Origin of the sequence: Bradyrhizobium sp. ORS 285 (assembly GCF_900176205.1) — a bacterium.
Taxonomy (GTDB): Bacteria; Pseudomonadota; Alphaproteobacteria; order Rhizobiales; family Xanthobacteraceae; genus Bradyrhizobium.
Genome location: NZ_LT859959.1, coordinates 694,914 through 717,534, shown reverse-complemented (window position 1 = coordinate 717,534; position 22,621 = coordinate 694,914). Strand labels below are relative to the sequence as shown.

At 65.4% G+C, this 22,621-nt stretch carries 22 protein-coding genes; 3 read left to right on the top strand and 19 right to left on the bottom strand.

Annotated features, from left to right (window positions below; all coding sequences use genetic code 11):
* Window positions 1–65: 65 nt before the first annotated feature.
* The gene (locus BRAD285_RS03235) at window positions 66–1,304 is read right to left on the bottom strand and encodes a glycosyltransferase family 87 protein (RefSeq protein ID WP_006612222.1); all 1,239 of its coding nucleotides are present in this window, start codon (window positions 1,302–1,304) and stop codon (window positions 66–68) included.
* 177 nt (window positions 1,305–1,481) lie between these two features.
* On the opposite strand from BRAD285_RS03235, the gene BRAD285_RS03230 reads away from it, so the two are divergent.
* On the top strand, window positions 1,482–2,687 hold the full coding sequence (locus BRAD285_RS03230; RefSeq protein ID WP_006612223.1) for an acetylxylan esterase: 1,206 nt from the start codon (window positions 1,482–1,484) through the stop codon (window positions 2,685–2,687).
* A 126-nt stretch (window positions 2,688–2,813) separates the two neighbouring features.
* Here BRAD285_RS03230 and ftsH read toward each other — a convergent pair whose 3' ends face one another.
* From ftsH to BRAD285_RS03150, 16 genes are all read right to left on the bottom strand, one after another.
* On the bottom strand, window positions 2,814–4,736 hold the full coding sequence (ftsH, locus tag BRAD285_RS03225) for an ATP-dependent zinc metalloprotease FtsH (RefSeq protein WP_035646560.1): 1,923 nt from the start codon (window positions 4,734–4,736) through the stop codon (window positions 2,814–2,816).
* Window positions 4,737–4,970: 234 nt separating this feature from the next.
* Entirely contained in the window at window positions 4,971–6,065 is a 1,095-nt protein-coding gene (gene tilS, locus BRAD285_RS03220; protein WP_006612225.1) for a tRNA lysidine(34) synthetase TilS, read from the bottom strand.
* A 99-nt stretch (window positions 6,066–6,164) separates the two neighbouring features.
* Window positions 6,165–7,223: a tol-pal system protein YbgF gene (ybgF, locus tag BRAD285_RS03215; protein ID WP_006612226.1), complete on the bottom strand. Its 1,059-nt coding sequence runs from the start codon at window positions 7,221–7,223 to the stop codon at window positions 6,165–6,167.
* Window positions 7,224–7,397: 174 nt separating this feature from the next.
* The gene (pal, locus tag BRAD285_RS03210) at window positions 7,398–7,892 is read right to left on the bottom strand and encodes a peptidoglycan-associated lipoprotein Pal (RefSeq protein ID WP_006612227.1); all 495 of its coding nucleotides are present in this window, start codon (window positions 7,890–7,892) and stop codon (window positions 7,398–7,400) included.
* Window positions 7,893–8,172: 280 nt separating this feature from the next.
* Window positions 8,173–8,895: a hypothetical protein gene (locus tag BRAD285_RS03205; protein WP_006612228.1), complete on the bottom strand. Its 723-nt coding sequence runs from the start codon at window positions 8,893–8,895 to the stop codon at window positions 8,173–8,175.
* Window positions 8,896–9,182: 287 nt separating this feature from the next.
* Window positions 9,183–11,522, bottom strand: coding sequence for a bifunctional diguanylate cyclase/phosphodiesterase (locus BRAD285_RS03200; protein ID WP_006612229.1), 2,340 nt, complete (start codon window positions 11,520–11,522; stop codon window positions 9,183–9,185).
* Between the two features lie 248 nt (window positions 11,523–11,770).
* A complete protein-coding gene (gene tolB, locus BRAD285_RS03195) occupies window positions 11,771–13,057 on the bottom strand; it encodes a Tol-Pal system beta propeller repeat protein TolB (protein WP_083846392.1) in 1,287 nt (428 codons plus the stop codon).
* 68 nt (window positions 13,058–13,125) lie between these two features.
* The gene (locus BRAD285_RS03190; protein ID WP_006612231.1) at window positions 13,126–14,160 is read right to left on the bottom strand and encodes a hypothetical protein; all 1,035 of its coding nucleotides are present in this window, start codon (window positions 14,158–14,160) and stop codon (window positions 13,126–13,128) included.
* Entirely contained in the window at window positions 14,157–14,639 is a 483-nt protein-coding gene (locus BRAD285_RS03185; protein ID WP_006612232.1) for a biopolymer transporter ExbD, read from the bottom strand. Before BRAD285_RS03185 ends, BRAD285_RS03190 begins: the two co-directional genes overlap by 4 nt.
* Window positions 14,640–14,678: 39 nt before the next feature.
* Window positions 14,679–15,353: a protein TolQ gene (gene tolQ / locus BRAD285_RS03180; protein ID WP_050886856.1), complete on the bottom strand. Its 675-nt coding sequence runs from the start codon at window positions 15,351–15,353 to the stop codon at window positions 14,679–14,681.
* Window positions 15,354–15,842: 489 nt separating this feature from the next.
* Window positions 15,843–16,331: a DUF2852 domain-containing protein gene (locus tag BRAD285_RS03175; protein ID WP_006612234.1), complete on the bottom strand. Its 489-nt coding sequence runs from the start codon at window positions 16,329–16,331 to the stop codon at window positions 15,843–15,845.
* Window positions 16,332–16,460: 129 nt separating this feature from the next.
* Window positions 16,461–17,180, bottom strand: coding sequence for a TetR/AcrR family transcriptional regulator (locus BRAD285_RS03170; protein ID WP_006612235.1), 720 nt, complete (start codon window positions 17,178–17,180; stop codon window positions 16,461–16,463).
* 339 nt (window positions 17,181–17,519) lie between these two features.
* Window positions 17,520–17,888 (bottom strand): hypothetical protein, encoded by a 369-nt coding sequence (locus tag BRAD285_RS03165; RefSeq protein ID WP_006614493.1) that lies wholly within the window; start codon window positions 17,886–17,888, stop codon window positions 17,520–17,522.
* A 30-nt stretch (window positions 17,889–17,918) separates the two neighbouring features.
* Window positions 17,919–18,335 (bottom strand): YciI family protein, encoded by a 417-nt coding sequence (locus BRAD285_RS03160; RefSeq protein ID WP_006614492.1) that lies wholly within the window; start codon window positions 18,333–18,335, stop codon window positions 17,919–17,921.
* 32 nt (window positions 18,336–18,367) lie between these two features.
* A complete protein-coding gene (locus tag BRAD285_RS03155; protein WP_006614491.1) occupies window positions 18,368–18,781 on the bottom strand; it encodes a YciI family protein in 414 nt (137 codons plus the stop codon).
* A gap of 113 nt (window positions 18,782–18,894) precedes the next feature.
* On the bottom strand, window positions 18,895–19,551 hold the full coding sequence (locus tag BRAD285_RS03150) for a glutathione S-transferase family protein (protein WP_006614490.1): 657 nt from the start codon (window positions 19,549–19,551) through the stop codon (window positions 18,895–18,897).
* 143 nt (window positions 19,552–19,694) lie between these two features.
* Here BRAD285_RS03150 and BRAD285_RS35115 point away from each other — a divergent pair, with 143 nt between their 5' ends.
* On the top strand, window positions 19,695–19,943 hold the full coding sequence (locus tag BRAD285_RS35115; RefSeq protein ID WP_157681652.1) for a hypothetical protein: 249 nt from the start codon (window positions 19,695–19,697) through the stop codon (window positions 19,941–19,943).
* A gap of 103 nt (window positions 19,944–20,046) precedes the next feature.
* Here BRAD285_RS35115 and BRAD285_RS03140 read toward each other — a convergent pair whose 3' ends face one another.
* On the bottom strand, window positions 20,047–20,586 hold the full coding sequence (locus BRAD285_RS03140; protein ID WP_035648272.1) for a dihydrofolate reductase family protein: 540 nt from the start codon (window positions 20,584–20,586) through the stop codon (window positions 20,047–20,049).
* Between the two features lie 115 nt (window positions 20,587–20,701).
* On the opposite strand from BRAD285_RS03140, the gene BRAD285_RS03135 reads away from it, so the two are divergent.
* Window positions 20,702–21,220, top strand: coding sequence for a helix-turn-helix domain-containing protein (locus BRAD285_RS03135; RefSeq protein WP_035648284.1), 519 nt, complete (start codon window positions 20,702–20,704; stop codon window positions 21,218–21,220).
* Between the two features lie 47 nt (window positions 21,221–21,267).
* On the opposite strand, the gene BRAD285_RS03130 is transcribed toward BRAD285_RS03135, so the two are convergent.
* Entirely contained in the window at window positions 21,268–22,557 is a 1,290-nt protein-coding gene (locus BRAD285_RS03130) for a hypothetical protein (protein WP_006614486.1), read from the bottom strand.
* Between the last annotated feature and the right edge of the window lie 64 nt (window positions 22,558–22,621).

The window sequence follows — 22,621 nt, the reverse complement described above, 5'->3', positions numbered from 1 at the left end:
AGAACTGAACACCTGTTCAGGAAAGAAGACAAGCGGAATCACGGCTCGGCAGCCCTGCGCGGATGTCAGGCCGCTGCGAGCGCCGTCTGCGAGCTCACCGGCTGCCGCCGCCACCATGATCCGGCGCGGGCCAGCACAAGGCCGCCGACCAGGAGATTGGCCGCGAGACCGAGCGGAATGCCGGTCAGCATGAAGGTGATCTGCAGCGCCGCGATGCAGCCGAACGCCGGCAGCTCATAGCGCCGGAAGCCGTCATGCAGGCCAATCCGCACCAGCCAGGCCACGGCAATCGCCTGCACCATCATGTCGTACATGAACAGATAGGGCGTGGTCAGCAGCAGCCCGATCGCCAGGGCCGCCGCCTTCAGCGAATAACGCACCCGGCTGCGCCACAGCGTCACCAGCACCACCGCGACCGCCGCCGTCAGGACCCATTGGAAGGTCCAGCCGAGCGCTTCCGAGCCGCCGAAATAGCGCACCAGCGAGAACAGGCTCTGCAGCTTCCACCAGGTCGCCTTGCCCTCGGTCAGGAACGCCTGCGAGAACATCGGCAGCCAATGGAAGAAGGCCTGCCAGCTGTCGAGACCGAACGCCACAAGCGACGCCACGGCGAGCACCAGCGCAGTGACAGTGGCAGAGACGACCGCCGTCCAGCGCTGGGTGGCGATCAGCACGACCGGAAAGAGCAGCCCGTACTGCGGCTTGTAGGTCAGAAGCCCCAGGCAAATTCCGGCCAGCACAGGGCGCACCGGCAGCCAATACAGCGTGCCGCCGACCAGGGCTGCCGTGAGGCATCCGTTCTGGCCAACCAGCGCATTCGAGAACAGCGCCGGGAAGCCGGCGGCGAGCAGCAGGCCGAAGCCGCGGCCGACGATGGCGCGCATGGCGAGCGCGAACGGAATGAAGCTCGCATAGACCCAACCGGCAAAGCCCGTGATGTAGGGAAACTGCGCGAGGAACGCGGCGACGAACAGGAACGGCGGCGGATAGTGCCAGGCGAAATAGCCCGGGAAATCCTGCTTCAACAGATCGAGCTCGAGCTGGCGCTGCACATCCCAGTCCCACGCCAATGCCGGATGGCCCTGAAGCACCAGCTTGCCCGCGGCCCAGACATTGACGAAGTCGGTCGGGATGCCGAGACCGTCGGCGCCCCAGATCCAGATGCCGGATAACAGCCCAGCGGGAAAGAACGCGGCGTTGATGCAAGCGAGCGCGAAGCACACGACGAACAGGCTTGCCGGAACGCTGGGGCGTTGCGACGGGATCGCGGCAACAGACTTGTCGGCCATGAGATTGTCGGCCATGGGAAACCTCGCCCGCGCCGGCACGGGCGCACTCCTGACCCAGGCATATGCGGCGAGGCTTGAAGAAGGCTTAAGCGCGCCCGCCGCAGGCTTTCGGCGCCGGCCGTACTGATTATTTACGCGCGCTCTGTAGCAAGGAACTCCGATGCAACTGGCAGGCGCCCCGCAGGAGTTCTCATGTCGACCATCCGATTCATCATCGCCCTTGCGCTCTGCCTGATCTGGCCGGCGGCAGGCCGCGCCCAGGACAAGGGCACGGTGCGCGTGACCTCCGACGTCTCCTATGAATTCCTGGCGCGCTGGGACGTCGACCGGCTCAACAAGATCCTGACCGTCGACACGCCGAAATTCGCCGGCATCACCGTGAGCTACACACCGGCCGTCAACGCCGTCAGGCTCTATCGCATCACCTACGCGTCCGTGATCCCCGAGCGCGGCAACAAGCCGATCCGCGCCTCGGGCCTGCTGGTCGTGCCCGAGATCAGCGAGACCAGCCTGCCGCTGGTGTCCTATCAGCACGGCACGGTCTACGGAAAGCAGGAGGTGCCGTCATCCCCGGAGCAATCGCCGGAGACGCAGCTGATGATCGCGCAGTTCGCAGGCCAGGGCCAGCTGCTGATCGGCGCCGACTATTTCGGCATGGGCATCTCGACCGAGCCGGAGGGCTACATGGTCAAGGCAAGCCACCAGCAGGCCACCTACGACATGCTGATCGCGAGCCGCGCCGTGCTCAACGACCTGCATCTGACCTCCACCCGGCTGTCCATCGCCGGCTGGTCGCAGGGCGGCTTCGTGACGATGGCGTTTCTCGAGAAGCTCGAAAGCGCCGGCGTGCCGGTCGCGGCTGCGGCCACCGCGAGCGCGCCGGTCGACGTGTTCGTCGCGCTCAACGGCTTCCTGAGCTTCCCGCGCAAGAACGACGCCGCCTGGGTCAACTCGCTGTTCATCCTCTCGGCCTTCGCCTTCGAGAACTACTACGCGGTCCCGGGCCTGGCACGCTCGGTGATCAGCGACAGCTATTACGACGTCGCCCGCAAAGCCTATGAGCGCGAGCCCTTCAACGTCGCCGACGTTCCGACCGACCTGCACAAGCTGCTCAAGCCGGACTATTTCGATGCGCAGTATTTCGCGGCGTCGGCCTATGGCCGGCTCGTCGCGCACACGCAGGCCTATCGCTGGATCATCAAGACCCCGGTCCGCAACTACTATGGCGAGACCGACGAGGCGATTTCGACCGGGCTCGGCCGGCTGGCGATGACCTATCAGCAGGCGATCGGCGCCGGCAATCCTAAGGTCGAGGCGGTCTCGACCGGGCCGACCACACATCGCGGCACGTTTGCCACGGCCGTTCCGCAATGGAAGGCCTGGTTCGACAAGCCTTGAGGTCATTGTCGATCCCGGCCATCGACGGATGACGACACAGAACAAAAAAGCCCGGCTGCGAAGCCGGGCCTTTCGTTTCGTTCTGTCTTGACCGTCTTGCGCAGGGGATGATCCCCTGCTCCGTCCTTACGCCTGGGGCTGCGGCTCCAGGCCGGGATCCGGATCGGGCCGCGGCCGCGGCTTGCCGGCCGGCGGCACGGCCGAGGCACGCGGCGTCGACGGCTCGATCGCGGACTCGCGGTTCGGCTTCTTGCCCTTGAGCAGGTCGAGGATCTCCTCGCCGGTCAGCGTCTCGTATTCGAGCAGCGCCTGGGCAATCGCCTCCCAGTCGTCGCGCTTCTCGGTGATGATGCGGCGCGCCTCCTGCTCGCCGGCCTCGATCAGGCCGCGGATTTCCGAGTCGATCAGGCGGGCGGTGTCGTCCGAGATGTTGGTCGAGCGCGCCACCGAGTGACCCAGGAACACCTCCTGCTCATTGCTCTGGTAGCGGACGCGGCCGAGCTTGTCGGACATGCCCCATTCCATCACCATCGCACGTGCCAGATTGGTGGCCTGCTGGATGTCGCCGGTGGCGCCGTTGGTGACCTTCTCAGGCCCGAACTTCTGCACCTCGGCCTCGCGGCCGCCGAACATCATCGCGAGCTTCGACACGCACCATTCGCGGGTGTGCGAGTGACGGTCGGCCTCAGGCAGCGACTGCACCATGCCGAGCGCGCGGCCGCGCGGAATGATGGTCGCCTTGTGGATCGGGTCGTGGCTCGGGACGTTGAGGCCGACGATCGCATGGCCCGCCTCGTGATAGGCGGTCAGCATCTTCTCTTCCTCGGTCATCACCATCGAGCGGCGCTCGGCGCCCATCAGCACCTTGTCCTTGGCCTCCTCGAACTCGGCCTGCGTCACCATCCGCTTGTTGCGGCGGGCGGCGGTCAGCGCGGCTTCGTTGACGAGGTTCATCAGGTCGGCGCCCGAGAAGCCGGGCGTGCCGCGGGCGATGGTCTTGAGGTTGACGTCCGGCGCCAGCGGCACCTTGCGGACATGGACCTTGAGGATCTGCTCGCGACCCATGATGTCCGGGTTGGACACGACGACCTGACGGTCGAAGCGGCCGGGACGCATCAGGGCCGGATCGAGCACGTCGGGCCGGTTGGTGGCGGCGATCAGGATCACGCCCTCATTGGCCTCGAAGCCGTCCATCTCGACCAGCAGCTGGTTGAGGGTCTGCTCGCGCTCGTCATTGCCGCCGCCGAGACCGGCGCCACGGTGGCGACCGACGGCGTCGATTTCGTCGATGAAGATGATGCAGGGCGCGTTCTTCTTGGCCTGCTCGAACATGTCGCGGACGCGGCTGGCGCCGACGCCGACGAACATCTCGACGAAGTCAGAACCGGAGATGGTGAAGAACGGCACATTGGCTTCGCCGGCCACCGCGCGCGCGATCAGCGTCTTGCCGGTACCGGGAGGGCCGACCAGCAGCACGCCGCGCGGGATGCGGCCGCCGAGGCGCTGGAATTTGCCGGGGTCGCGGAGGAATTCGACGATCTCCTGCAGGTCCTGCTTGGCCTCGTCGACGCCGGCGACGTCCTCGAAGGTCACGCGGCCATGCGCTTCCGTCAGCATCTTCGCACGCGACTTGCCGAAGCCCATCGCCTTGCCGGCGCCGCCCTGCATCTGCCGCGACAGGAAGATCCAGACGCCGATCAGCGCGATGAAGGGGAGCCAGGAGACGAGCAGCGACACGAACCACGGCACGTTGTCGCCCGGCGGCTTGGCCTGGATGTTCACCTTGGCGTCATACAGCCGCTTCACGAGGTTCGGATCGCTCGGCGCGTAGGTCTGGAACGACGAGCCGTTCTTGAAGGTGCCGTGGATCTCCGGTCCCTGGATCACGACGTCGCGCACATTGCCCTGATCGACTTCGGTCAGCAGCTGCGAGAAGTTGATGTCTTGCGACGAGGCGCGTTGCCCAGGATTTTGGAAGAGTGTGAACAGCGCCAACAGCAATAGGACAATAATGACCCAAAGGGCGAAATTGCGCAGATTGGCGTTCATCGATTTTCCTTCGTGGTCGCGCGGATCGCGGCCGTTCGTCCTCGGACTCATCCCTGGGTAGCCACGAGGGTATCCCCCGGTCGACCGTTTCGTAATCTAGGTACCACTCGCACCAATGCCAAGGGAACCAGACAGGACTATTTAACGCATCCTAGCCCGATTCCCGCTCAAAAAATGGCGCGGGAAAGCGCCGCCGACGCAGGTGGTTAAGGGTCAGCGAAGGCGTGGTCCGCCTCAAGTCCGACGCGATCGCCGAGGCGGCGCGGGCGTAATGCGGATGGCCTTGCTGGTCATGCTTACCAGTGCACCAGCCAGGGTTTGTTTTAGCCTTTCCGGCCCAGACCTACCACCATCTGCGATCCCCGCAAGAGTCCGGTCCAGCCGATCGAGCAACGCTTCGGCCTTGCCGAGTTCCACGGGCCCTTCGGTTCCAATGCGGTTGATGGCGCGCATCAACAGCCTCAGCTTGATTTCCGCCGGGAGTGCGACAAAGGCGCGCGGCTCGAAGGCTTGGCCGCGCTCCCGGGCCGCCTCCGCACCGCCTGCTGCTGCGTGCAGCGCGAGGTACTTCTCCGCGCCGTCCACCATCAGCTCGATGGCCGCATTGGCGCGTCCGAGCCGCCCCGCCAGTGTCGCCAGCGTCTTCGCATCGCCGCCCTCGGCGGCCAGAGCCGGCATCAGCGCGCGCAGACGCGGCCGCGTATAGGCCGGATCACGGTTGGTCGGATCATCGGCAAAATCGAGTCCCTCGGATCGAAGCGTCGCGACCAGGCGCAGCTTGGGCACGTCCAGCAGCGGCCGCGCCAGCAGCAGCCCCGCGCGCTCGCTGATCGCCGCCATGGCCGCGAGCCCGGCGAGGCCGCTGCCGCGCAACAGCCGCATCAGCACGGTCTCGGCCTGATCGTCGCGGGTGTGGGCAGTGACGACGTGGCTGGCGCCGGCCTGCCCCGCGGCGCGGGCCAGCAGACGATAGCGCGCCAGGCGCGCCGCCTCTGGTAGGCCGGTCGCGGGCTTGTCGTCGGTCCAGCGCAACGTCCGGTGAGGCAGCCCGAGGTGGCGCGCGACCGCCTTGACCATGCGCGCCTCGCGTCCGGCCTCGGGCCGCAGACCGTGATCGATGGTGACCGCGACGAGACGAGGACCATTTGCGAGCGCTGCGCGCCAGCGCGCCGCCAGCCACATCAACGCCATCGAATCCGGACCACCGGAGACAGCCAGCACCAGCGCGGGCGCGGCCGCAAGCGGCGCGAACAGGCGCTCGGCCTCGAGGACGGAGATCGGATCCCCCTGCCCTGAAGCCTTGTCCTGCATGGTCGCGTCGGCTGCCATGACGACGGACCTTACGCGGGAGACAGTGGAACAACAAACTCCGGCGTGAGCGACGCCGGAGCTCAGGATCGGTTCATCCGATCGAGCGCGAGGCTGGGCTCAGCACTTGACCCGCTTCTGCTCGCGGTCGACCGTCGCCTTCACCCCGGCCGATGCCTTGGGATATTTGCGCGTGACCTCGCCAAAGGCGGCGCAGGCGGCCTCCTTCTCCTTCAGCGCCGCGAGCGACTGGCCGAGGCGCAGCAGCGCATCGGGCGCCTTCGACGACTTTGTGTACTTGGTCGTCACGGCGAGAAAGATCTCGGCGGCATCGCGATATTGCTGGCGCAGATACAGGCTCTCGCCCAGCCAGTATTGCGCATCGCCGACCATCGGATCGTTCGGATATTTCTGCGCGAAGTTGCGCATCGTCTGCTCGGCGAGGGCGTAATCACGGCGCTGGATGTAGCCGATGCCGAGATCATACTCGTCGCGCGGCGTCTGGGTCGGCGGCGCCGTCGTAAGCCCACCGGCACCGGGAGCAGCGGCGGGCGCACCTTGCGGATAGCGGCCACCGCCGGAGTTGGCGAGCGTCGCCGGATCGGCGGCGGGACGGGGCGGCTGACCGCCCGGCTGCATCGGCAGCTGGCCGCCGCCCAGTGCCTGCGGGGCGCCCGGCGCAGTGGGGTTCTGGTTCGGGTCGAACGCATCACCGCGCCGCCGCCCGCCCGCGCCCGGCGCAGGCTGGTCCTGCGCAATCGGCGCAGGGGCGGCGACCGGCGGCTGCGCATAAGTCGGCTGCTGCGGCTGATAGGCAGGCTGTTGCTGCGGATAGGCCTGCTGCTGCGCGGGTTGCGGCTGGCCATAGGCCGGCTGGGCCTGCTGCCCGTAACCGGGGGAAAGCTGCGTTGGCGGCGGGACGGCCGCGCTCGGCTGGGCCGCGGGGGCGGCTGCCGGCTGCGCCCCGCTCTGCATCTGCCGCAGCCGCTCCTCGAGCTGGCGGTTGCGATATTGCAGCTCCTCGTTCTGCCCGGTGAGCTGGCGCAGCTGATTTTCCAGCCGCTGGATCCGGATCTCCGGATCGTCGTCGACCTGAGCGAATGCCTGGGACGACAACATCTGGCACGAGACAACGACGAGCGCCGCGAGACCTGCGGCGGCGCTCCTGGAAAGAAACATGAATGACATGCTGCCCTGACGACCGGATCGGCGAGAGGTTGGAAATAATAGCCCTGCGAGCGTGGCTCTACGTCAGAACCGCAATAGAGACAAATGACGTTCAAGCGAAGACAAAAACATGAAGCCGGCGTCGATGATCGACGCCGGCTTCATGAACGAGCTATTCGTTCAGCTTTATGAACTGGCGTTCAGCACCGTGACCGCGCGGCGGTTCTGCGACCAGCACGAGATGTCGTTACACACCGCGACCGGCCGTTCCTTGCCGTAGGAGATCGTGCGCATGCGGCCCTGATCGATGCCGCGCGACACCAGGAAGTTACGCACGGACTGCGCACGGCGCGCGCCGAGGGCGATGTTGTACTCGCGGGTGCCACGCTCGTCGGCATGGCCTTCGATCGTGAAGCTGTAGCGCGGATAGCTCTGCAGCCACTGCGCCTGCTTCTCGAGGGTCGCGATCGCCTGCGGGGTGAGATCGGTCTGGTCGCTCTCGAAGAACACGCGATCGCCGACGTTCACCACGAAGTCCTGCTGGCTGCCCGGAGTTGCAGCGCTGGCCATTGCCCCATCGGCGCCGGTGAGATTCTTGTTGGCGCAGGCGCCCATCGACAGCGCGACCGCGAACACGGCAGCCAACTTCAATCCCTGGAGGATACGCATCTGATATTTCATTCCGGGAGCCTCCACGCTCACGTTCTTAGACTGCCATCCGGTCTACAGGGCGATAGTTAAGCGAACGTTCCGTCAACCTTGATGGGGTCTTGCCGAACCCCGTCAAATGCTAACGAAACCCGAAAAAGCGACCGCGATGGTTAATGGGTTGTAAATGTGGCGCCAGGGTGAAGGCAAGCGGCCCACGGCCTGCAGCAGGGCGCTTTTTCGCTGATTTTTGCGGCAACGCCACAGCAAGCGCCGGCCGAACGGCCGGAGACGCTTGAAACGGTGTGGGCGATCAGCCCGCTTTGGCGACCTGGGGAATGCTGAACGAATCAGTGAAGGCGTCGGGTGACGGCCGGACGAACAGCATGCGGCGCTCGAAGGCGCTGGAACGCATGAACGGGAAACGCTGGAACACGCGATCGCGGATCGACGGATAGTGCGCGGCGACCAGGCCGACCGGCTTGGTCAGTCCGGAATACAGCCGCGGCTCGCCCCAGGGTTCCTGCAGGAACACCTTCTTGTAGAACGCGCGGTGCTCGGGCCTGACATTGGCAAGACCGATGTCGGCATTGAAATGGGCGCAGGCGACATAGCCGAGACGGACGGTCACATAGGGCAGCGCCGGAAACAGACGCGCCTTCTCGTGGTCGGCGACGAAGCGCGTGGGGTCGACGATGACCTTGCCGCGGTCGAGCTCGGGATGCAGCAGATCCGCGAACATGTCCGCCGACAATGACTTGCGCCATTGCGAATTCAGCACGCTGATGCGGATCGAGCTGTACAGCTCGCCATTCACATAGACACCGAAGATGAAGCTGTTGGGCAGATCGTCATATTCATCGGTGACGCGTTCGCTGGCCGATGGGAGGATGGCCCCTTCGCGCAGATAGGCGCGATAGCGCAGGCGATAGATCTCATCCTTGTCTTCAGCGGTCAGAGCCAGCCGATAGTCCACGTTCTCCAGCGCATCCGACTTCTGTTCGGCAACGGCAGTCACTCTAGCCGCCGACTTCATTCGCAACCCCTTTTCACACAACCCTTACGAGCAGGATTGAGATTAACAGCGCGTTAACAGGGAAGCAAAGCTTTCGGCGGTACACAGTTAACGGCACGTAGAATCCCGGTGCCACAACCGTGGCTTACACAGGGAGTTGTCAGGCTGCGAAGGATCGCTTCGGCTCAACTACGTACCAATTCGAAACGAAAGCGCGTGGTATACACGCGGCCTGCCCGTTCCTGGCACGACGTACGGTTGTATCGCATGGCTATGACCCAAGCCATGCGAGCAGATCAGAGCACTGATCAGGCGATCGAGCGCGTGGCGACGATGGCGGCCATCGGCTCCTCGGCCGTCCGGCGGCCATGCGAGGCATTCAGGAGCTGGCGAATGCGCACGGCCGGCACGGGCCGGCTGAACAGATAGCCCTGCGCCTCGGTCACGGTGCCGTCGACGCTGATCAGCTCGAGCTGCTCGTTGGTCTCGATGCCCTCGACCACCACGGACATGCCGAGATCGGCCGACAGCCGGGCGACGCCGCGCAGCAGGGTCAGCGGCCGGTCGCTGTCGATGCCTTCCAGGAAGGAGCGGTCGATCTTGACCTTCTCCAGCGGGAAATTGTGCAGGTAGCTCAGGCTGGAATAGCCGGTACCGAAATCGTCCAGCGAGATGCGCACGCCGAGCATATGAAGCTGCGACAGCACGTCGTGGGTCAGCTGCGTGTTGCGCAACAGCGAGGATTCGGTGATCTCGATTTCCAGGCGGTGCGGCGGCAGGCCCGACACCTCGAGCGCGTAGCGAACCTCGCTCAGCACGTCGCGCTGATGAAACTGCTGCGGCGAGAAGTTGACCGCGACGCTCACCGCCTCCGGCCACTTCATGCATTCCAGGCAGGCCTTGCGCAGGATCCAGCGGCCGAGATCGACGATCAGGCCCATATCCTCGGCGACCGGAATGATGTCGACGGGAGAGACCGTGCCGCGCACCGGATGATTCCAGCGCAGCAGCGCCTCGCAGGTCGAGATCTTGCCGGACTTCAGATTGACCAGCGGCTGATAGAACAGCTCGAACTCCTCGTTCGCCAGCGCCTTGCGCAGGTCGAGCTCGAGGATACGACGCGCTTCCACGGTCTGGGCGAGCTCGTCGCGGAAGAAGCAGAAGGTGCCCCTGCCCTCGGCCTTGGCACGATACAGCGCCATGTCGGCGTTCTTGAGCAGCGTGTCGGCGCTGATCCCAGGCGCGGTCATGGCGATGCCGACGCTGGCGCCAATCTCGACCAGATGGTTGTCGATCTTGTAGCGCTCGCTGAGCTGATCGACGATGCGGCGCGCCAGGATGGCGGCATCGTCGTTGGAGCGGATGTTGCGCTGGTAGACGACGAATTCGTCGCCGCCGAAGCGGGCGACGAAATCCTCCGGGCGCAGCATGTCGCGCAGCCGCTCGGAGACCGCGCAGAGCAGCTGGTCGCCGCACGGGTGGCCCAGCGTGTCATTGACCTGCTTGAAGCGGTCGAGGTCGACGAACAGCAGCGCCGACAACTCGCCATGGCGTTGCGGAATCTTGAGCAGACGCTCGATCTCGTCGCGGAAGCTGACGCGGTTCGGCAAGGTCGTCAGCTCGTCATAGCGGGCGAGATGCGAAATCCTGGCCTCGGCGTGCTGACGCTCGGTGATGTCCTCGAGCAGGACCACGGCGCCGCCATCGGCCATCGGCTGGAAGGTCCAGGACAGCGAGCGGTCGCGCACGACGTCGGGATCGCTGGTGATGAGGCTGTGCGTCTTGGTGTGCTCGATCTCGGACAGGATCATCCGGCCGCTCGAGGCCGAGATCGCACCTGAGATGACACAGGCATTGATGATGTCGGCCGCCTTCGCGCCGCGTTGCAGGACGTCGTCCGGCAGGCCCATCATCTCGCCGAAGCGATGGTTCATCACGGCGAGCCGCCCGTCCGGGCGGAACATGCACAGGCCGTGTGGCATGTTGTTGAGCGCGGTGTCGAACTGCTTGGCGAGCGCAGCCTCGCCCTCGCGCGCCACGAAAGCCTGGACGAAGATCCGCTGCAGGTTCGTCGAGATGTGCTTCAGCGACATGAAGAACAGCACGCAGAACGCGGCCATCCCCATGTAGTAAGGACTGCCGTGCAGCGCGAGCGCCAGCGCCAGCGGTCCGCAAGCGAGCAGGATCTGGACATGGAAGATCCAGGGACGGCCGTAGGTCCGGCCCGCGCCCGCCGACATGTAGCAGAGCGTGACCGAGATCGCGATCAGGTGCACGACGGCATCGTCGTTGTCGACGACGGCAACGACGCACCAGATGCCGAGCACGAGCGCATACAGCATCGCGCCGATCTGATAGCGGATCTCCCAGCGCGCGACCGCTTCGGTCGTCAGCCGACCGCTATCGCAGAGGTGCCGATAATAGCGCATGTCGAGCGAGCGGAGCCCGCCGGCCACGATCAGCATCACCGCGCACGGCCACAAATTGACATCGCCGCTCTTGACGGCGGTCATGACGGCGGCGACGGCGGCGCACAGTGCGCCGGCGAACATCGGGCCGGGATCCTGGAAGAGAGAGTCGACGAGAGCCGCCTGGATAGCGGGCGACAACTTTCGATCGTCGTCTCGGTTCTGACTGGCAAGCTGCATTCGTGCGCACACGTCCTGTTCGGTGCGCAACATTACCGTTCGCAAGTGAAGTCTTTCTGAGCGAACGTCGTTAGCGAAGCGTTGCCGCAGCGCAGGAATGCAGGAAAACCACCGCGAATTCAGCGAACTAGGCAAACACTACCGGGCTCCTGCAACGAATGGTTCTAATTTCGCCGACAACACGCATCGCGCGACTCAAAAAATGACGTCCACTACGGCGCGAGCGAGCCGCGCCGAGGCCGCCGCCGTTACGACAATAACGGCGACCAGGCCGGGTCCGACGCGAAGCCCGGCGTCGGAACCTTCTGCTCGAAGCGGCCGGAGACGTCGATCGAATACAGCGACGGGCCGGCGGTGCCGCCGGGATCGCGGAAGAACATCAGCACGCGGCCGTTCGGCGCAAACGTTGGGCCTTCGTTGTGGAAGCCCGAGGTGAGGATGCGCTCGCCCGAGCCGTCGGTCTTCATGATGCCGATCGCGAACTGGCCGCCGCCCTGCTTGGTGAAGGCGATGTAGTCGCCGCGCGGCGACCACACCGGCGTCGAGTAGCTGCCCTCGCCAAACGAGATGCGCTGCGCGTTGCCGCCATTGGCCGACATCACGTAGATCTGCGGCTTGCCGCCGCGATCAGACTCGAAGCAGATCTGGCTGCCGTCCGGCGAGTAGCACGGCGAGGTGTCGATCGCCGGCGTGTCGGTGAGCCGCGTGGTGGTGCGCGAGCGCAGATCCATCACGAACAGATTGGAGTTGCCGCCCTGCTGAAGGCTGAGGATGATGCGCTGGCCATCCGGCGAGAAGCGCGGCGAGAACGACATACCGGGAAAGTTGCCGACGATCTCGCGCTGGCCGGTCTCGATGTTGAACAGATAGACCCTGGGGTCGCCCTGTCCGAACTCCATATAGGTGATTTCCTGGCTCGACGGCGAGAACCGCGGCGTGAGCACGAGGTCGGCGCCGCGGGTGAGATAGCGCACATTGGCGCCGTCCTGATCCATCAGCGCCAGCCGCTTGACGCGTCGCTCCGACGGCCCGCTTTCGTCGACGAACACCACACGGCTGTCGAAATAGCCCTTCTCGCCGGTCATCTGCGTGTAGATCTGATCGGAGATGATGTGCGCGATGCGCCGCCAATATTCCGGCGCCGTCAGAAATGCATTGCCGGCGAGTTGCTGGCCCGAGGTCGGATCCCACAACCGAAACTCCACTTTCAGCCGGCCGTCGGATTGACGCGTGGCGCGGCCGGTGACGAGACCGCGCAGATCGAGCGGCCTCCAGCTCGCGAATTGCGGCAGCACGTCGAAATTGCTGATGCGCTCGGGAAACGCCGCGGGGTCGACCGGAATGAACAGTCCGCTGCGCTTCAGGTTGTTGGTGATCACCTGCGCGATGCCGTTGCCGACATCGGCGTCGCCGGCGCCGCCCGGCACGAACGGCGGAATCGCGATGGGGATCGGCTTGAACTCGCCGCTCGGCAAGATCACGATACGGCCGCCCTGCTGTTGTGCCAGCGCAGGACCAGCCCCCAGCGCCGCCATCGCGGCGCCTCCGGTCAGCAGCAGCTCGCGCCGCGAAAAAAATCCGGTCGTGCGCTTCGGAGGTGTCGTCAAGTTCGGCCTCGCATGGAATTCATCATTTTGAGGTTGAAAGTCGTCGGCACGAGCTTCCACTCATTGTACCGGTTCTTCGGCAGGAACGAATAGGGCGCGCAATTTTCGACCGCGCGCTTGGCGTTTTCCGCCATCGACACGCTGACCCGCGACGGTCCGCGTGTTCCGACGACCGCCGGCACGGCGGCCAGCGATCCATCGGGGCGCAGCTGGATATCGATATCGACCTCGATCTTGTCTTCATCCACGCCGGTGTAGGGCAGATTGAAACAACGGCCGACCGCCTGCTGGAAGGCGTTCTGCCAACTCGCCACGTTGGCCTCGGCCGTGCCCTGCGCGGCGCCCAGCGCTGCGTTGGCGTTCAGCTCGGCCCCCGTCACGGCCTGCCGCGTCGGGTCCTTCTGATTGATCAGGCTCGCCATCTTCTCGGCGTCGAACTTGCGCTCGCTCTTGTGCTTCGGCGGCTCCGGCGGCGCGGCGGGCGCCGGCTGCGGCTTCGGCGGCTGCTTGGCCTTTTCCTTGTTGAGCACGCTCGCGATCTGGTCCGGATTGAACGGATCGGGCTTCTTCTCCTCCGGCTTCGGCTTTTCGGCAGGCAGAGGCTTCGGCGGATCCGGCTTCTTCTCGGCGACAGGCTTCGGCGTATCCGGCTGCTTCTCGACCGGCTTCGGCGGATCGGGCTTCTTCTCGACCGGCTTCTCCGGCTTGGGCTTCGGCTCGGGCGCGGCGTCGGTCTCGGTGACCTGCTTGGTGTCGACCTTGCCGACGATGTCCTCGGTCGGCTTCTTCTCGCCGATCTTGTCGGCGAGCAGCTTCTGCGATTCCTTCTTGCCGCTGAGCGAGCCGGCCTTGGCCTTCGAGGTGTTGTCCTCGGAGATCACGTCGACTGGCACCAGATCCTCCGGCGGCGCCACCATCGAGCGCGCGGAGAAGCTGAACAGACCCCATCCCAGCACGAGCACGTGCAAGGCCACGGAGAGAACCGTGCCCTTGCGCGTCCGAACGAACTGGATGAGGTCCCTTGCCGTCATGAGCCCTGTTCCGGCAGCACGACGATACTGGCGCGGTAGCCGGCGTCACGCGCCATGCCGAGCACCTTCATCATGTCGGAGTAGCAGGCATCGCGATCGCCGCGGATCTTGACGACGTTATCGCCGCCACCGCTGGCGGCCGCCTCCTTCATCGCCTTGATCTTCGGACCGAGCTCATTGATGCCGATCGGCGAGTCTCCGATGTACACGTCGACCTTGGAGGCGCAGCCGCCGCCGGTCTTCTTCACGGTCACCTCGAGCGGCGGCTTGGCGTCGGCCGTCGAGGCCGAGCCGCCCTGCGCCTGCGGCAAATCGACCTGGATGTTCACGGTGAGCAGGGGCGCTGCGACCATGAAGATGATCAGCAGCACCAGCATGACGTCGACCATCGGCGTGACGTTGATCTCCGCCATCACCGGTGCCTTGCGCCGACCGCGACGACCACCGCCGCCGGACGCGCTGCCCATGCTCATGCCCATGCTGCGATACTCACGATCCGGCCGCCATTATACCCGCCCTCATCCCCGCTCGTCGATCTGACGGGACAGGATGGCGGAAAATTCATCTGCGAAGCCCTCCAGGCGCTGCGCCTGCCGGTTCACCTCCGAGGAGAACTTGTTGTAGAAAATCGTCGCCGGAATGGCCGCGATCAGGCCGATGGCGGTCGCGAACAGCGCCTCCGCGATACCCGGCGCGACCACCGCGAGCGAGGTGTTCTTGGAGCCGGCGATGGCCTGGAAGCTCGTCATGATGCCCCAGACGGTGCCGAACAGGCCGACGAAGGGGCCGGCGGAACCGACCGTGGCGAGCACGAGGAGCCGGCGTTCGAGCCGCTCGACCTCGCGCGCGATCGAGACGTTCATCACTTTTTCAATGCGCATCTGCAGGCCCGCGAACGACCGCGCATGGCCCTCGAACGACCGCTTCCACTCGCGCATTGCGGCGACGAAGCAGGCCGCCATCGACTGCGTCGGCTTGGCGGAGAGCACCCGATAGAGCTCCTCGATCGACTCGCCTGACCAGAACGCCTGCTCGAACCGGTCCATCGAGCGGCGCGTCCGGGAATAGAGGAACAGCTTGTCGATCGCGATCGCCCACACCCAGACCGAGCAGGTGATGAGGCCGAGCATCACGCCCTTCACGACCCAATGCGCCTGCCAGAACAGCGCGATCAGGGAGAAGTCGCCTTCCATCCGCAGTATCCTCTCAACCAACAGCCCGGGACACCCGGGACCATGCATCCGCCGTTCCACGCCGGATGCCGTCGCGGCGCGAAGCGCCTACGCAAGAAAGCCCTGAACTGATCGCTTTAAGAGGCCCGCCGAAGCCATATGTGGCCTGCTTCCTCTGCCAACGTGTCAAAACAAGGGCTCGGCGCCCGTAAGCGCCCCTTAACCAAACCCCCTCCGGGGTTAAGGCGGGGTTACCGCGGAGTTTTGCGGAGGTCAAAGGGCGAGCCAGGACAGCCAGATAGAGCCTTTGTGATCAGGCCCTTGCGAGTTCCGCAGGCATTCGGCCGGCGAACGGCAGCGGCGAGCTGCCGCAGCCCAGCGGTATCCCGGAACGCAAGACGCCCGCCAGCGGGACCGCGGGCGGGCGTCTCGTGCCGTCAGGGCGGGGGCTGAAAGCCCTGCGGCGTCAGGATCGGTCGATCAGTGCTTCAGTGATCAGCGCTTAGGTGATCAGCTCTGGGGCTGGTCGTTCGGCGGCGTGGCCGGACGCGGCTTGTGCTGCGCCATGAAGGCGTCGAACTCTTCCTTGTCCTTGGCGTGACGCAGCCGGGTCAGGAAGTCGCGGAACTCCTGCTGCTCTTCCTCGAGCCGGCGCAGCGTCTCCATGCGGTACTCATCGAAGGCACGGTTGCCGCTCGACGACGGCGCGGAGAAGCCAAAGCCGAAGCCGCGGCGCTCCATCTTGTCGCGCATGCGGTCCATCTTCCACTGCATCCGCTCCATCTTGTTCGACCAGCGATCCCCGCCGTTCCAGCACGCCATCTTTCTGCTCCCGAGTGTGAAAAAGAGAAGGGCAAGTCCGATCGGCCACCAGATGATGAAGCCGAGCACGGTCACCGCGATCCAGCCGGGATGCCAGGGCGACTCCATCATATGGGGCCGGTACCTGCGCTCCTCCTCCGAACCGCGCCATCGATTGACATCTGCGGTGTAGGCCATCTCCCTCTCCATTCGCGGCGCCATGCCGTGTGAATGTAAATAACATTTACATAGCTAGCTCAACCCGTGATTTTGTCAAGGCGGCCACCTGACGCGCCGCCCGGAATATTTTCGCTCTGTCGTTGAACCTTATTTCGCCCGGCCCCACGGGCCCGCCGGCTTGTCGTCATCCGGCAGCGGCGGGGGCTCGGGCTTGGCGGCGGTCTGGCGATCGGTGCTGAAACCGAGCCCGCGCAGATAAATCAGCACCTCGGCTTCCAAGAGCTCCTCCGGCGACATCGGCAGCTTGCGCCGGGCGGCGTCGCCCCGCGCGAACAGCGAAGCGATGCCGTGGGCCATCGACCAGATGTGCAGCGCCATCATCATCGCCGGCGGTCGGGGCACGCCGGGTGGCGCGAGCGCCGCCAACCGCTCGGCGGCGGCACGGATCACGCCGAACGCGCTGTCGCCCGCCGCGAGCAGACCCGGCGTCGAATCCGCCGGCACGCCGGATTCGAACATCGCCGAGTAGAACGCCGGCTCCTCGCGGGCGAAAGCGAGATAGGCCTTGCCGACGCGCTCGAACGCCGTGACCGTGTCGGGGCGGCCATCATCCCAGGCGGCCGACAGCCGAGACTCGAACTGCTCGAAGCCGCGCTGCGCGATGCTCGACAGCAGCTCATCCCGATCACGGAAATGGCGATACGGCGCGGCCGGGCTGACGCCCGCCATCCGCGCCGCATCGGCGAAGGTGAAGCCCGCGGCTCCTTTTTGCGCGATCAGGTCGAGCGCCGCCTGCAGCAGCGCCTCCTTGAGGTTGCCGTGATGATAGCCGCGCTCGGCGCGGCGCTGCTCCTTGCGCCAGCTCATGTGAAGGGCTTTTACATGAGCCGGGAGGAAAGACACCAGAGACTTTTGGGCGTTCGACCGCCAGGCACAGCCGCCGCCCTCCCCTGGAGGGGGAGGGTCGATCGCCCGCGCAGCGGGCGATCGGGGTGGGGTGAGCCCCGGGCGAGGTCAGCGTGGAGTTCACGGATGCCAGCAGAAGGTGACCCGCAGAACCTCGGCGTCGAGTATGCCGATCGTCTGTCACCCCACCCCGGCTCGCCTCCGCTACGCGGATCCGAGCCGCCCCTCCCCCTCCAGGGGAGGGTGGCAGCGGGGCTTGTCGCAAGATGCGGGATTCGGCAACGCGCAATTGTGCGGGCGCTAACCGCCTGGAATCGGCAGCACCGGCATGATCTCGACCCGCTCGCCGGGGAAGATCGCGAAATGCGGATGGCCCTCGAACATCTTTGCCGCATCCTCGTGCGAGGCGGCGCGGACCACCGTGAACGCGCCCATCTCGTTGGCGATGTCGTTGATCCCGCCTTTGTCGACCCGCTTGGTCTTGCCGAGCGGCCCGCCCAGCGCGACGATCGCAGCCTTGTGCTGCTCGACCCAGCCTTGCCACGCCGTCATGCCCTGCCGTCCCCTCGCATTGCGCTCGGCCTCCGGCAGCGCGTCCCATTCCTTCCAGGCGGGGCTCATCTTGCTGCCAAGAAACACGGCGAGATAGGTGTTGCTATTGTCGCTCATTGCACTTCCCTCCCTGTTGAAACGAATGGATCAGGCACGGCCGGCATGCGGCAGCTCGGCGAAGCCGGACAGCGCCTGCTGCACCTCCTCGGAAAAATCCGTCATCTCCTGAACCTGGCGGATCTCGATGATCTCGTTGTCGGACGCCGGGCATCGCTTGGCCCAGGCGATCGCCTCCTCGCGCGAGCCGACCTCGATCATCCAGAAGCCGCCGAGCACCTCCTTCGCCTCGGCGAACGGACCATCCGTCACGACAGGCTTGCCGCCGGGGAATGAGACCCGCGCTCCCGTCGACGGTGGATGCAGCCCCTCCAGCGTGATCAGCACGCCGGCCTCCTTGAGCGCCTGGTTGTAGCGCATCATCGCCGCGACCCGCTCGGGATCGAGCTGCACGTCCGGCGGCGCATTCTCATAGCCGAGCGGGATCATCAGCATCATGAATCGCATCGCGTCTGCTCCTCGTCCGATTGCGCAATGCGTCAGCCGTTCGCCGCCAGCGCATGCAGCCGATCTTCCTGCGCGCGCAGTTCAGGCGCGAGCGCCTCGCCGAAATCCTCCGCCGCGTAGATCCGCCGTATCTCCAGCTGGCCGCTCGGGAACGGCGCGCGCGTCATGGCGGCGATGACCTGATCGAGCGAATCCGCCTTGATAATCCAGTAGCCTCCGACGAGGTCGCCGGTGTACTTGAACGGGCCGTGCGCCACGCGAGGCTCGCCGCCGGAAAAATCGATCCGCGCGCCCCTGGCGGTCGGATGCAGACCCTCCCCCGTTTCCATCATGCCGGCCTTGATCAGTCCCTCGTTGAACCGGCCCATCTCGGCAAATTCTTCACGGGTCGGCAGCATGCCCGCCTCCGAGTCCTGCGTTGCTTTCACGATCACCATGAAACGCATGATCACACTCTCCCTGATGCTGCGGCAGGTCTCCCCTGCGCTCTTCATCAAAGACGGTCGGCAATCAGGCGCGCCGACAGCGGCCGTGCAATTATTTTCGTGGGATGCCGCGCTCAGCCGGGCTCCCGCGGGAACATGTGGAAATAGGGCTCGGCCTCGGCGAGGACGCGCGCGACGGAGGGTCGCGCCTTGAGGCGTTCGAGATAGGCCGGCACGACACTCAGCTCGCCTCCGAACGGCTCCACCTTCTCGGCATAGAACAACGCCGGCACGGCGGCACAATCCGCCAGCGTGAAGCGCTCGCCCATCGCCCAGCCCGCTGACGGCAGCTCCGCCTCCAGCATCGCGTAGGACGTCCGAAGCCGCGCCCTCGCCTCGGCGACGCCCAGGGGATCGCGCGCATCGCTCGGCCGCAGCCGGTCGAACACGATGGTCTGCGTCGGCATGTGCAGATAGAGATCGAGAAAACGATCGCGCAACCGTGTCCGCAAGCCAAGATCCGGCTCGTCCGGAATAAAGCGCGTCGTCCCCGAAAAGTGCTGGTCGAGATACTCGATGATGATGCTCGACTCCGGGATCGTGCGCTGCCGCTGCTCGTCGCGCAGCACCGGAAACTTGCCGACCGGCCACAGCTTCAGAAACGCGGCACGATCGTCTGCATCACCCATGTTGATCACCTTCGGCGTGAACGGAGTGTCGTTCTCATACAGCGCGCTCAGCACCTTCCAGCAGAACGACGACAGCGGATGATAATAGAGGGTGAGAGACATTCGTTTGCTCCTAATAAGTTAGACCTCGCCTCCCTGCGGCACGAACGGTGCGCTCCCTCTCCCCGTCCTTCACGGGGAGAGGGGCGGCCGCACGGGTGGTGTTCGCGGCGAGACCTGCGTCCTCACACGGATTACATCTCGCGATGCAATCCGACCTCTCCGGCAAGCCGCAGGCTATCGCGTATGGCGATCGCTGTTTTGTGCTCGTCTCTCTCCGCATCGTCATGGCCGGGCCTGTCCCGGCCATCCACGTCGTCCGGCTTGCTGAGAACCACGTGGATGCCCGGGCCTTCGCCGCGCCGAAGCGGCTTCGGCCGCGCAGGCGGGACAAGCCCGGGCATGACGGAGTAACTAACTTGCGGATCGTTCGCCGCGAAAACCTCTGCATCTGAGATAGCCCTGCCGCAGGCGAAAAGTGCACAGCGCATGCCGCACAAGGATCGCATCTCAATCACATTGCGTCCTCAGTAGGACCGCGCGAGCCATGACGTACGCTCACGCATCCCGCACCAGCCCATAACGCACGATGACAACACCCGTGGACAACGCGCGGCTGTCGATCAGCCGCAGCTTCATCGCCTGGCCCGGCTTGAACAGCGGCGCGCCGCTGCCGAGCACGCGCGGATTGATCGCGATCCGGTATTCGTCGATCAGGTCATGCGCCGTTAGCGTCGCAGCGAAATCCGCGCTGCCGAACAGGAACAGATCCTTCGCGCTGTCCTTCTTGAGCCTTTCGATCTCGGCCGCAGGCTGATGGCCCAGCAGATGCGCGTTCGGCCATGCGAGATCCGACAGCTTGCGCGAGGCGACATATTTCGGGATCGCGTTCATGAACTCGGCGATCACGCCCCGCTGCGCCGGCCAGTAGCCCGCCATGAGATCGTAGGTCACACGTCCGAACACCAGTCCGCCCGCCTCCTGCAGCTGCGTCTCGGAGAACTGCTCCAGCTCGGGCCCCCAGACGTCCTCATGCCAGGAGATGTCGCCGTTCGCGCCCGCGACCATGCCGTCGAGCGTCATCATGTTCCACATCATCAGCCTCGCCACCGGCCACCTCCCGAACTGCTTTCATTTTGCAAGCAGTTGGAGGATGCCGAGACCGATGCAATATTGCAAGCAGTTTGTTTGCGACCCCGCCCACGAGATCTCGATGTCCGACCCTCAGCGCTCCGGCTGCCCGATCAACCTCACGCTCGAAGTGGTCGGCGACAAATGGAGCCTCTTGATCATCCGCGACCTGATGTTCGGCAATCGCCGGCATTATCGCGAGCTGCTCGCCGGCTCGCAGGAAGGCATCTCCTCGAACATCCTCGCCGACCGGCTGAAGACATTGCTCGCCGCCGGCATCATCAGCCGCGAGGACGATCCGAGCCACAAGCAGAAGGGCATCTATTCGCTGACCGAGCAGGGCATCGAGCTCATGCCGATTCTCGCGCAGATGGCCGGCTGGGGTTACAAATATCTGCCGGTGTCAGAGGAGCTCGGCATCCGCGCCCGGCTGCTGATGGAGGGCGGTCCGAAGATGTGGGCCGAGTTCATGGATGAGCTGCGCGAGATCCATCTCGGCGTGAAGAAGCGCAGGAAGGCGGGAGCGAGCGTCGGCGAGCGCCTGCAGGCGGCCTACCAGAAGGTGGTCGCCGACAAGAAGGCCGCGGCGGGCCGAAGCTAACTGTACTTTGTAGACGGCGCGAATATCGCGCTGCCATCGCGCACCGATCAAAACGCCGAATTGTCCGCGCGGTAGCGCGACGACTTGCGCGGCGCGCGTTCGGGGGCCTGATCGAGCTGCGCGATCGGCCGGCGATACGTCTCCGCGCGGCGCAGCCAGCCCGCTTCCCAGACACGGTTGGACGGCAGATTGCGGACGCGCTGCTGCAGCACGACCTGCACCGCATCGGAATATTCGGCGAGCACCGCCTTCGGCTCGGTCGTCGTGCCGTTCATCTTGAGCAGCACCTGCTTCAGGCCCCAGCCCTGGCGCTGCCCGGTCTCCTTGTCGACCGCGGTCTCGGAAGGGTTGGTGCCTTCGCCCTTGAAGTTGATGTAGTCGATCAGCGGATACAGATCCTCCGATGCCCGCACGACGCGCGAATATTGCGCGACGATGTGCTCGCGCTCGGCTCCGTCAGGCGTGTTGGCGAGGATCTTGTCCATGGCGCCCTGCGCGCGCGCGACCAGGAACTGGGTCTGCTCAGCCATCGTGTCGAGCAGGAACTGGCGCAGCTGCTTCATCTGCGGCGAATTGAAATTGCGCTTGAAGTCGGCCCGGCTGGTCCACGGACAGGCCGGGATCGGATTCTTGTCGAGCCACGCCGGCAACGGCGTCTTGCCCTTGCGCAGGAACGCGACCAGCCCGGGGAAGCCTTCTTCATAAGGCGGCTTCGCGGTGGTCGGATACCAGATGAAGTGTCCAATACCTAGCGAGGCGAATTCCTCGCCCGCATTCCATGAGGTGATCGCGTCGCGCCGGCCACCGGCCTCGTTGAGCCAGATCTTGCGCCCGATCATCTGCGCCACGTCAGGCGGCAGCATCCGTTGCGGGACGGTGAGGTTCTTGCCGTCCTTGGTGTCGCGGGACGCCGTCTTCGTCTCGGCCTTGTTCGTGTCGGGCTTGCGCTCGGCTGCCACCGGCTTCGCAGGCTCGGTCGAGGGGACGACGACCTTGGGCGCGGGCGCCTGGGCTTCCGCCGGACGTCCCACCGTCTCCGGTTCTGCCTTCTGGGACTCCGTCTTTTGCGCTTCAGCCTTGGCGTCCGCCTTCTGCGGCTCGGTTTTCAAGGGCTCTGTCTTTTGCTGCTGGGGCGCTTGCGCGGCCTGCTCCGTCGCAGCCGGTTTCACGGCCGGACCGTCCGCCGCGAAGGCGGCACCCGTCGCCGTCAGACCTGCGACGACGCAGGACAGCAGCAACGCGCGGCGCGCGCGCAGCACGCCGGCAGGCCGACGCACCGGCTGCTCCGTGCTGCACGACAGGGATGTGATTCGCTGGCTGATGACGTGACCGCGCATATCGATTCTACCGAGACTCTGACTTTACGCTACCAGCTCGGGGCTCGTCCAAGAGAGAACCCCG

What these genes read in the sequence shown, in the direction of transcription:
- ftsH (WP_035646560.1), bottom strand. Translation starts at nt 4,736, where the DNA reads ATGAACGCCAATCTGCGCAATTTCGCCCTTTGGGTCATTATTGTCCTA.
- BRAD285_RS03165 (WP_006614493.1), bottom strand. Translation starts at nt 17,888, where the DNA reads ATGAGCGACAATAGCAACACCTATCTCGCCGTGTTTCTTGGCAGCAAG.
- BRAD285_RS03235 (WP_006612222.1), bottom strand. Translation starts at nt 1,304, where the DNA reads ATGGCCGACAATCTCATGGCCGACAAGTCTGTTGCCGCGATCCCGTCG.
- tolB (WP_083846392.1), bottom strand. Translation starts at nt 13,057, where the DNA reads ATGGCGGCGCTGGGGGCTGGTCCTGCGCTGGCACAACAGCAGGGCGGC.
- BRAD285_RS03175 (WP_006612234.1), bottom strand. Translation starts at nt 16,331, where the DNA reads ATGGCCTACACCGCAGATGTCAATCGATGGCGCGGTTCGGAGGAGGAG.
- pal (WP_006612227.1), bottom strand. Translation starts at nt 7,892, where the DNA reads ATGAAATATCAGATGCGTATCCTCCAGGGATTGAAGTTGGCTGCCGTG.
- BRAD285_RS03170 (WP_006612235.1), bottom strand. Translation starts at nt 17,180, where the DNA reads ATGAGCTGGCGCAAGGAGCAGCGCCGCGCCGAGCGCGGCTATCATCAC.
- BRAD285_RS03140 (WP_035648272.1), bottom strand. Translation starts at nt 20,586, where the DNA reads ATGATGTGGAACATGATGACGCTCGACGGCATGGTCGCGGGCGCGAAC.
- BRAD285_RS03160 (WP_006614492.1), bottom strand. Translation starts at nt 18,335, where the DNA reads ATGCGATTCATGATGCTGATGATCCCGCTCGGCTATGAGAATGCGCCG.
- BRAD285_RS35115 (WP_157681652.1), top strand. Translation starts at nt 19,695, where the DNA reads ATGCAATCCGACCTCTCCGGCAAGCCGCAGGCTATCGCGTATGGCGAT.
- ybgF (WP_006612226.1), bottom strand. Translation starts at nt 7,223, where the DNA reads ATGTTTCTTTCCAGGAGCGCCGCCGCAGGTCTCGCGGCGCTCGTCGTT.
- BRAD285_RS03230 (WP_006612223.1), top strand. Translation starts at nt 1,482, where the DNA reads ATGTCGACCATCCGATTCATCATCGCCCTTGCGCTCTGCCTGATCTGG.
- tolQ (WP_050886856.1), bottom strand. Translation starts at nt 15,353, where the DNA reads ATGGAAGGCGACTTCTCCCTGATCGCGCTGTTCTGGCAGGCGCATTGG.
- BRAD285_RS03190 (WP_006612231.1), bottom strand. Translation starts at nt 14,160, where the DNA reads ATGACGGCAAGGGACCTCATCCAGTTCGTTCGGACGCGCAAGGGCACG.
- BRAD285_RS03200 (WP_006612229.1), bottom strand. Translation starts at nt 11,522, where the DNA reads ATGCAGCTTGCCAGTCAGAACCGAGACGACGATCGAAAGTTGTCGCCC.
- BRAD285_RS03130 (WP_006614486.1), bottom strand. Translation starts at nt 22,557, where the DNA reads ATGCGCGGTCACGTCATCAGCCAGCGAATCACATCCCTGTCGTGCAGC.
- BRAD285_RS03135 (WP_035648284.1), top strand. Translation starts at nt 20,702, where the DNA reads ATGTCCGACCCTCAGCGCTCCGGCTGCCCGATCAACCTCACGCTCGAA.
- BRAD285_RS03185 (WP_006612232.1), bottom strand. Translation starts at nt 14,639, where the DNA reads ATGGGCATGAGCATGGGCAGCGCGTCCGGCGGCGGTGGTCGTCGCGGT.
- tilS (WP_006612225.1), bottom strand. Translation starts at nt 6,065, where the DNA reads ATGGCAGCCGACGCGACCATGCAGGACAAGGCTTCAGGGCAGGGGGAT.
- BRAD285_RS03155 (WP_006614491.1), bottom strand. Translation starts at nt 18,781, where the DNA reads ATGCGTTTCATGGTGATCGTGAAAGCAACGCAGGACTCGGAGGCGGGC.
- BRAD285_RS03205 (WP_006612228.1), bottom strand. Translation starts at nt 8,895, where the DNA reads ATGAAGTCGGCGGCTAGAGTGACTGCCGTTGCCGAACAGAAGTCGGAT.
- BRAD285_RS03150 (WP_006614490.1), bottom strand. Translation starts at nt 19,551, where the DNA reads ATGTCTCTCACCCTCTATTATCATCCGCTGTCGTCGTTCTGCTGGAAG.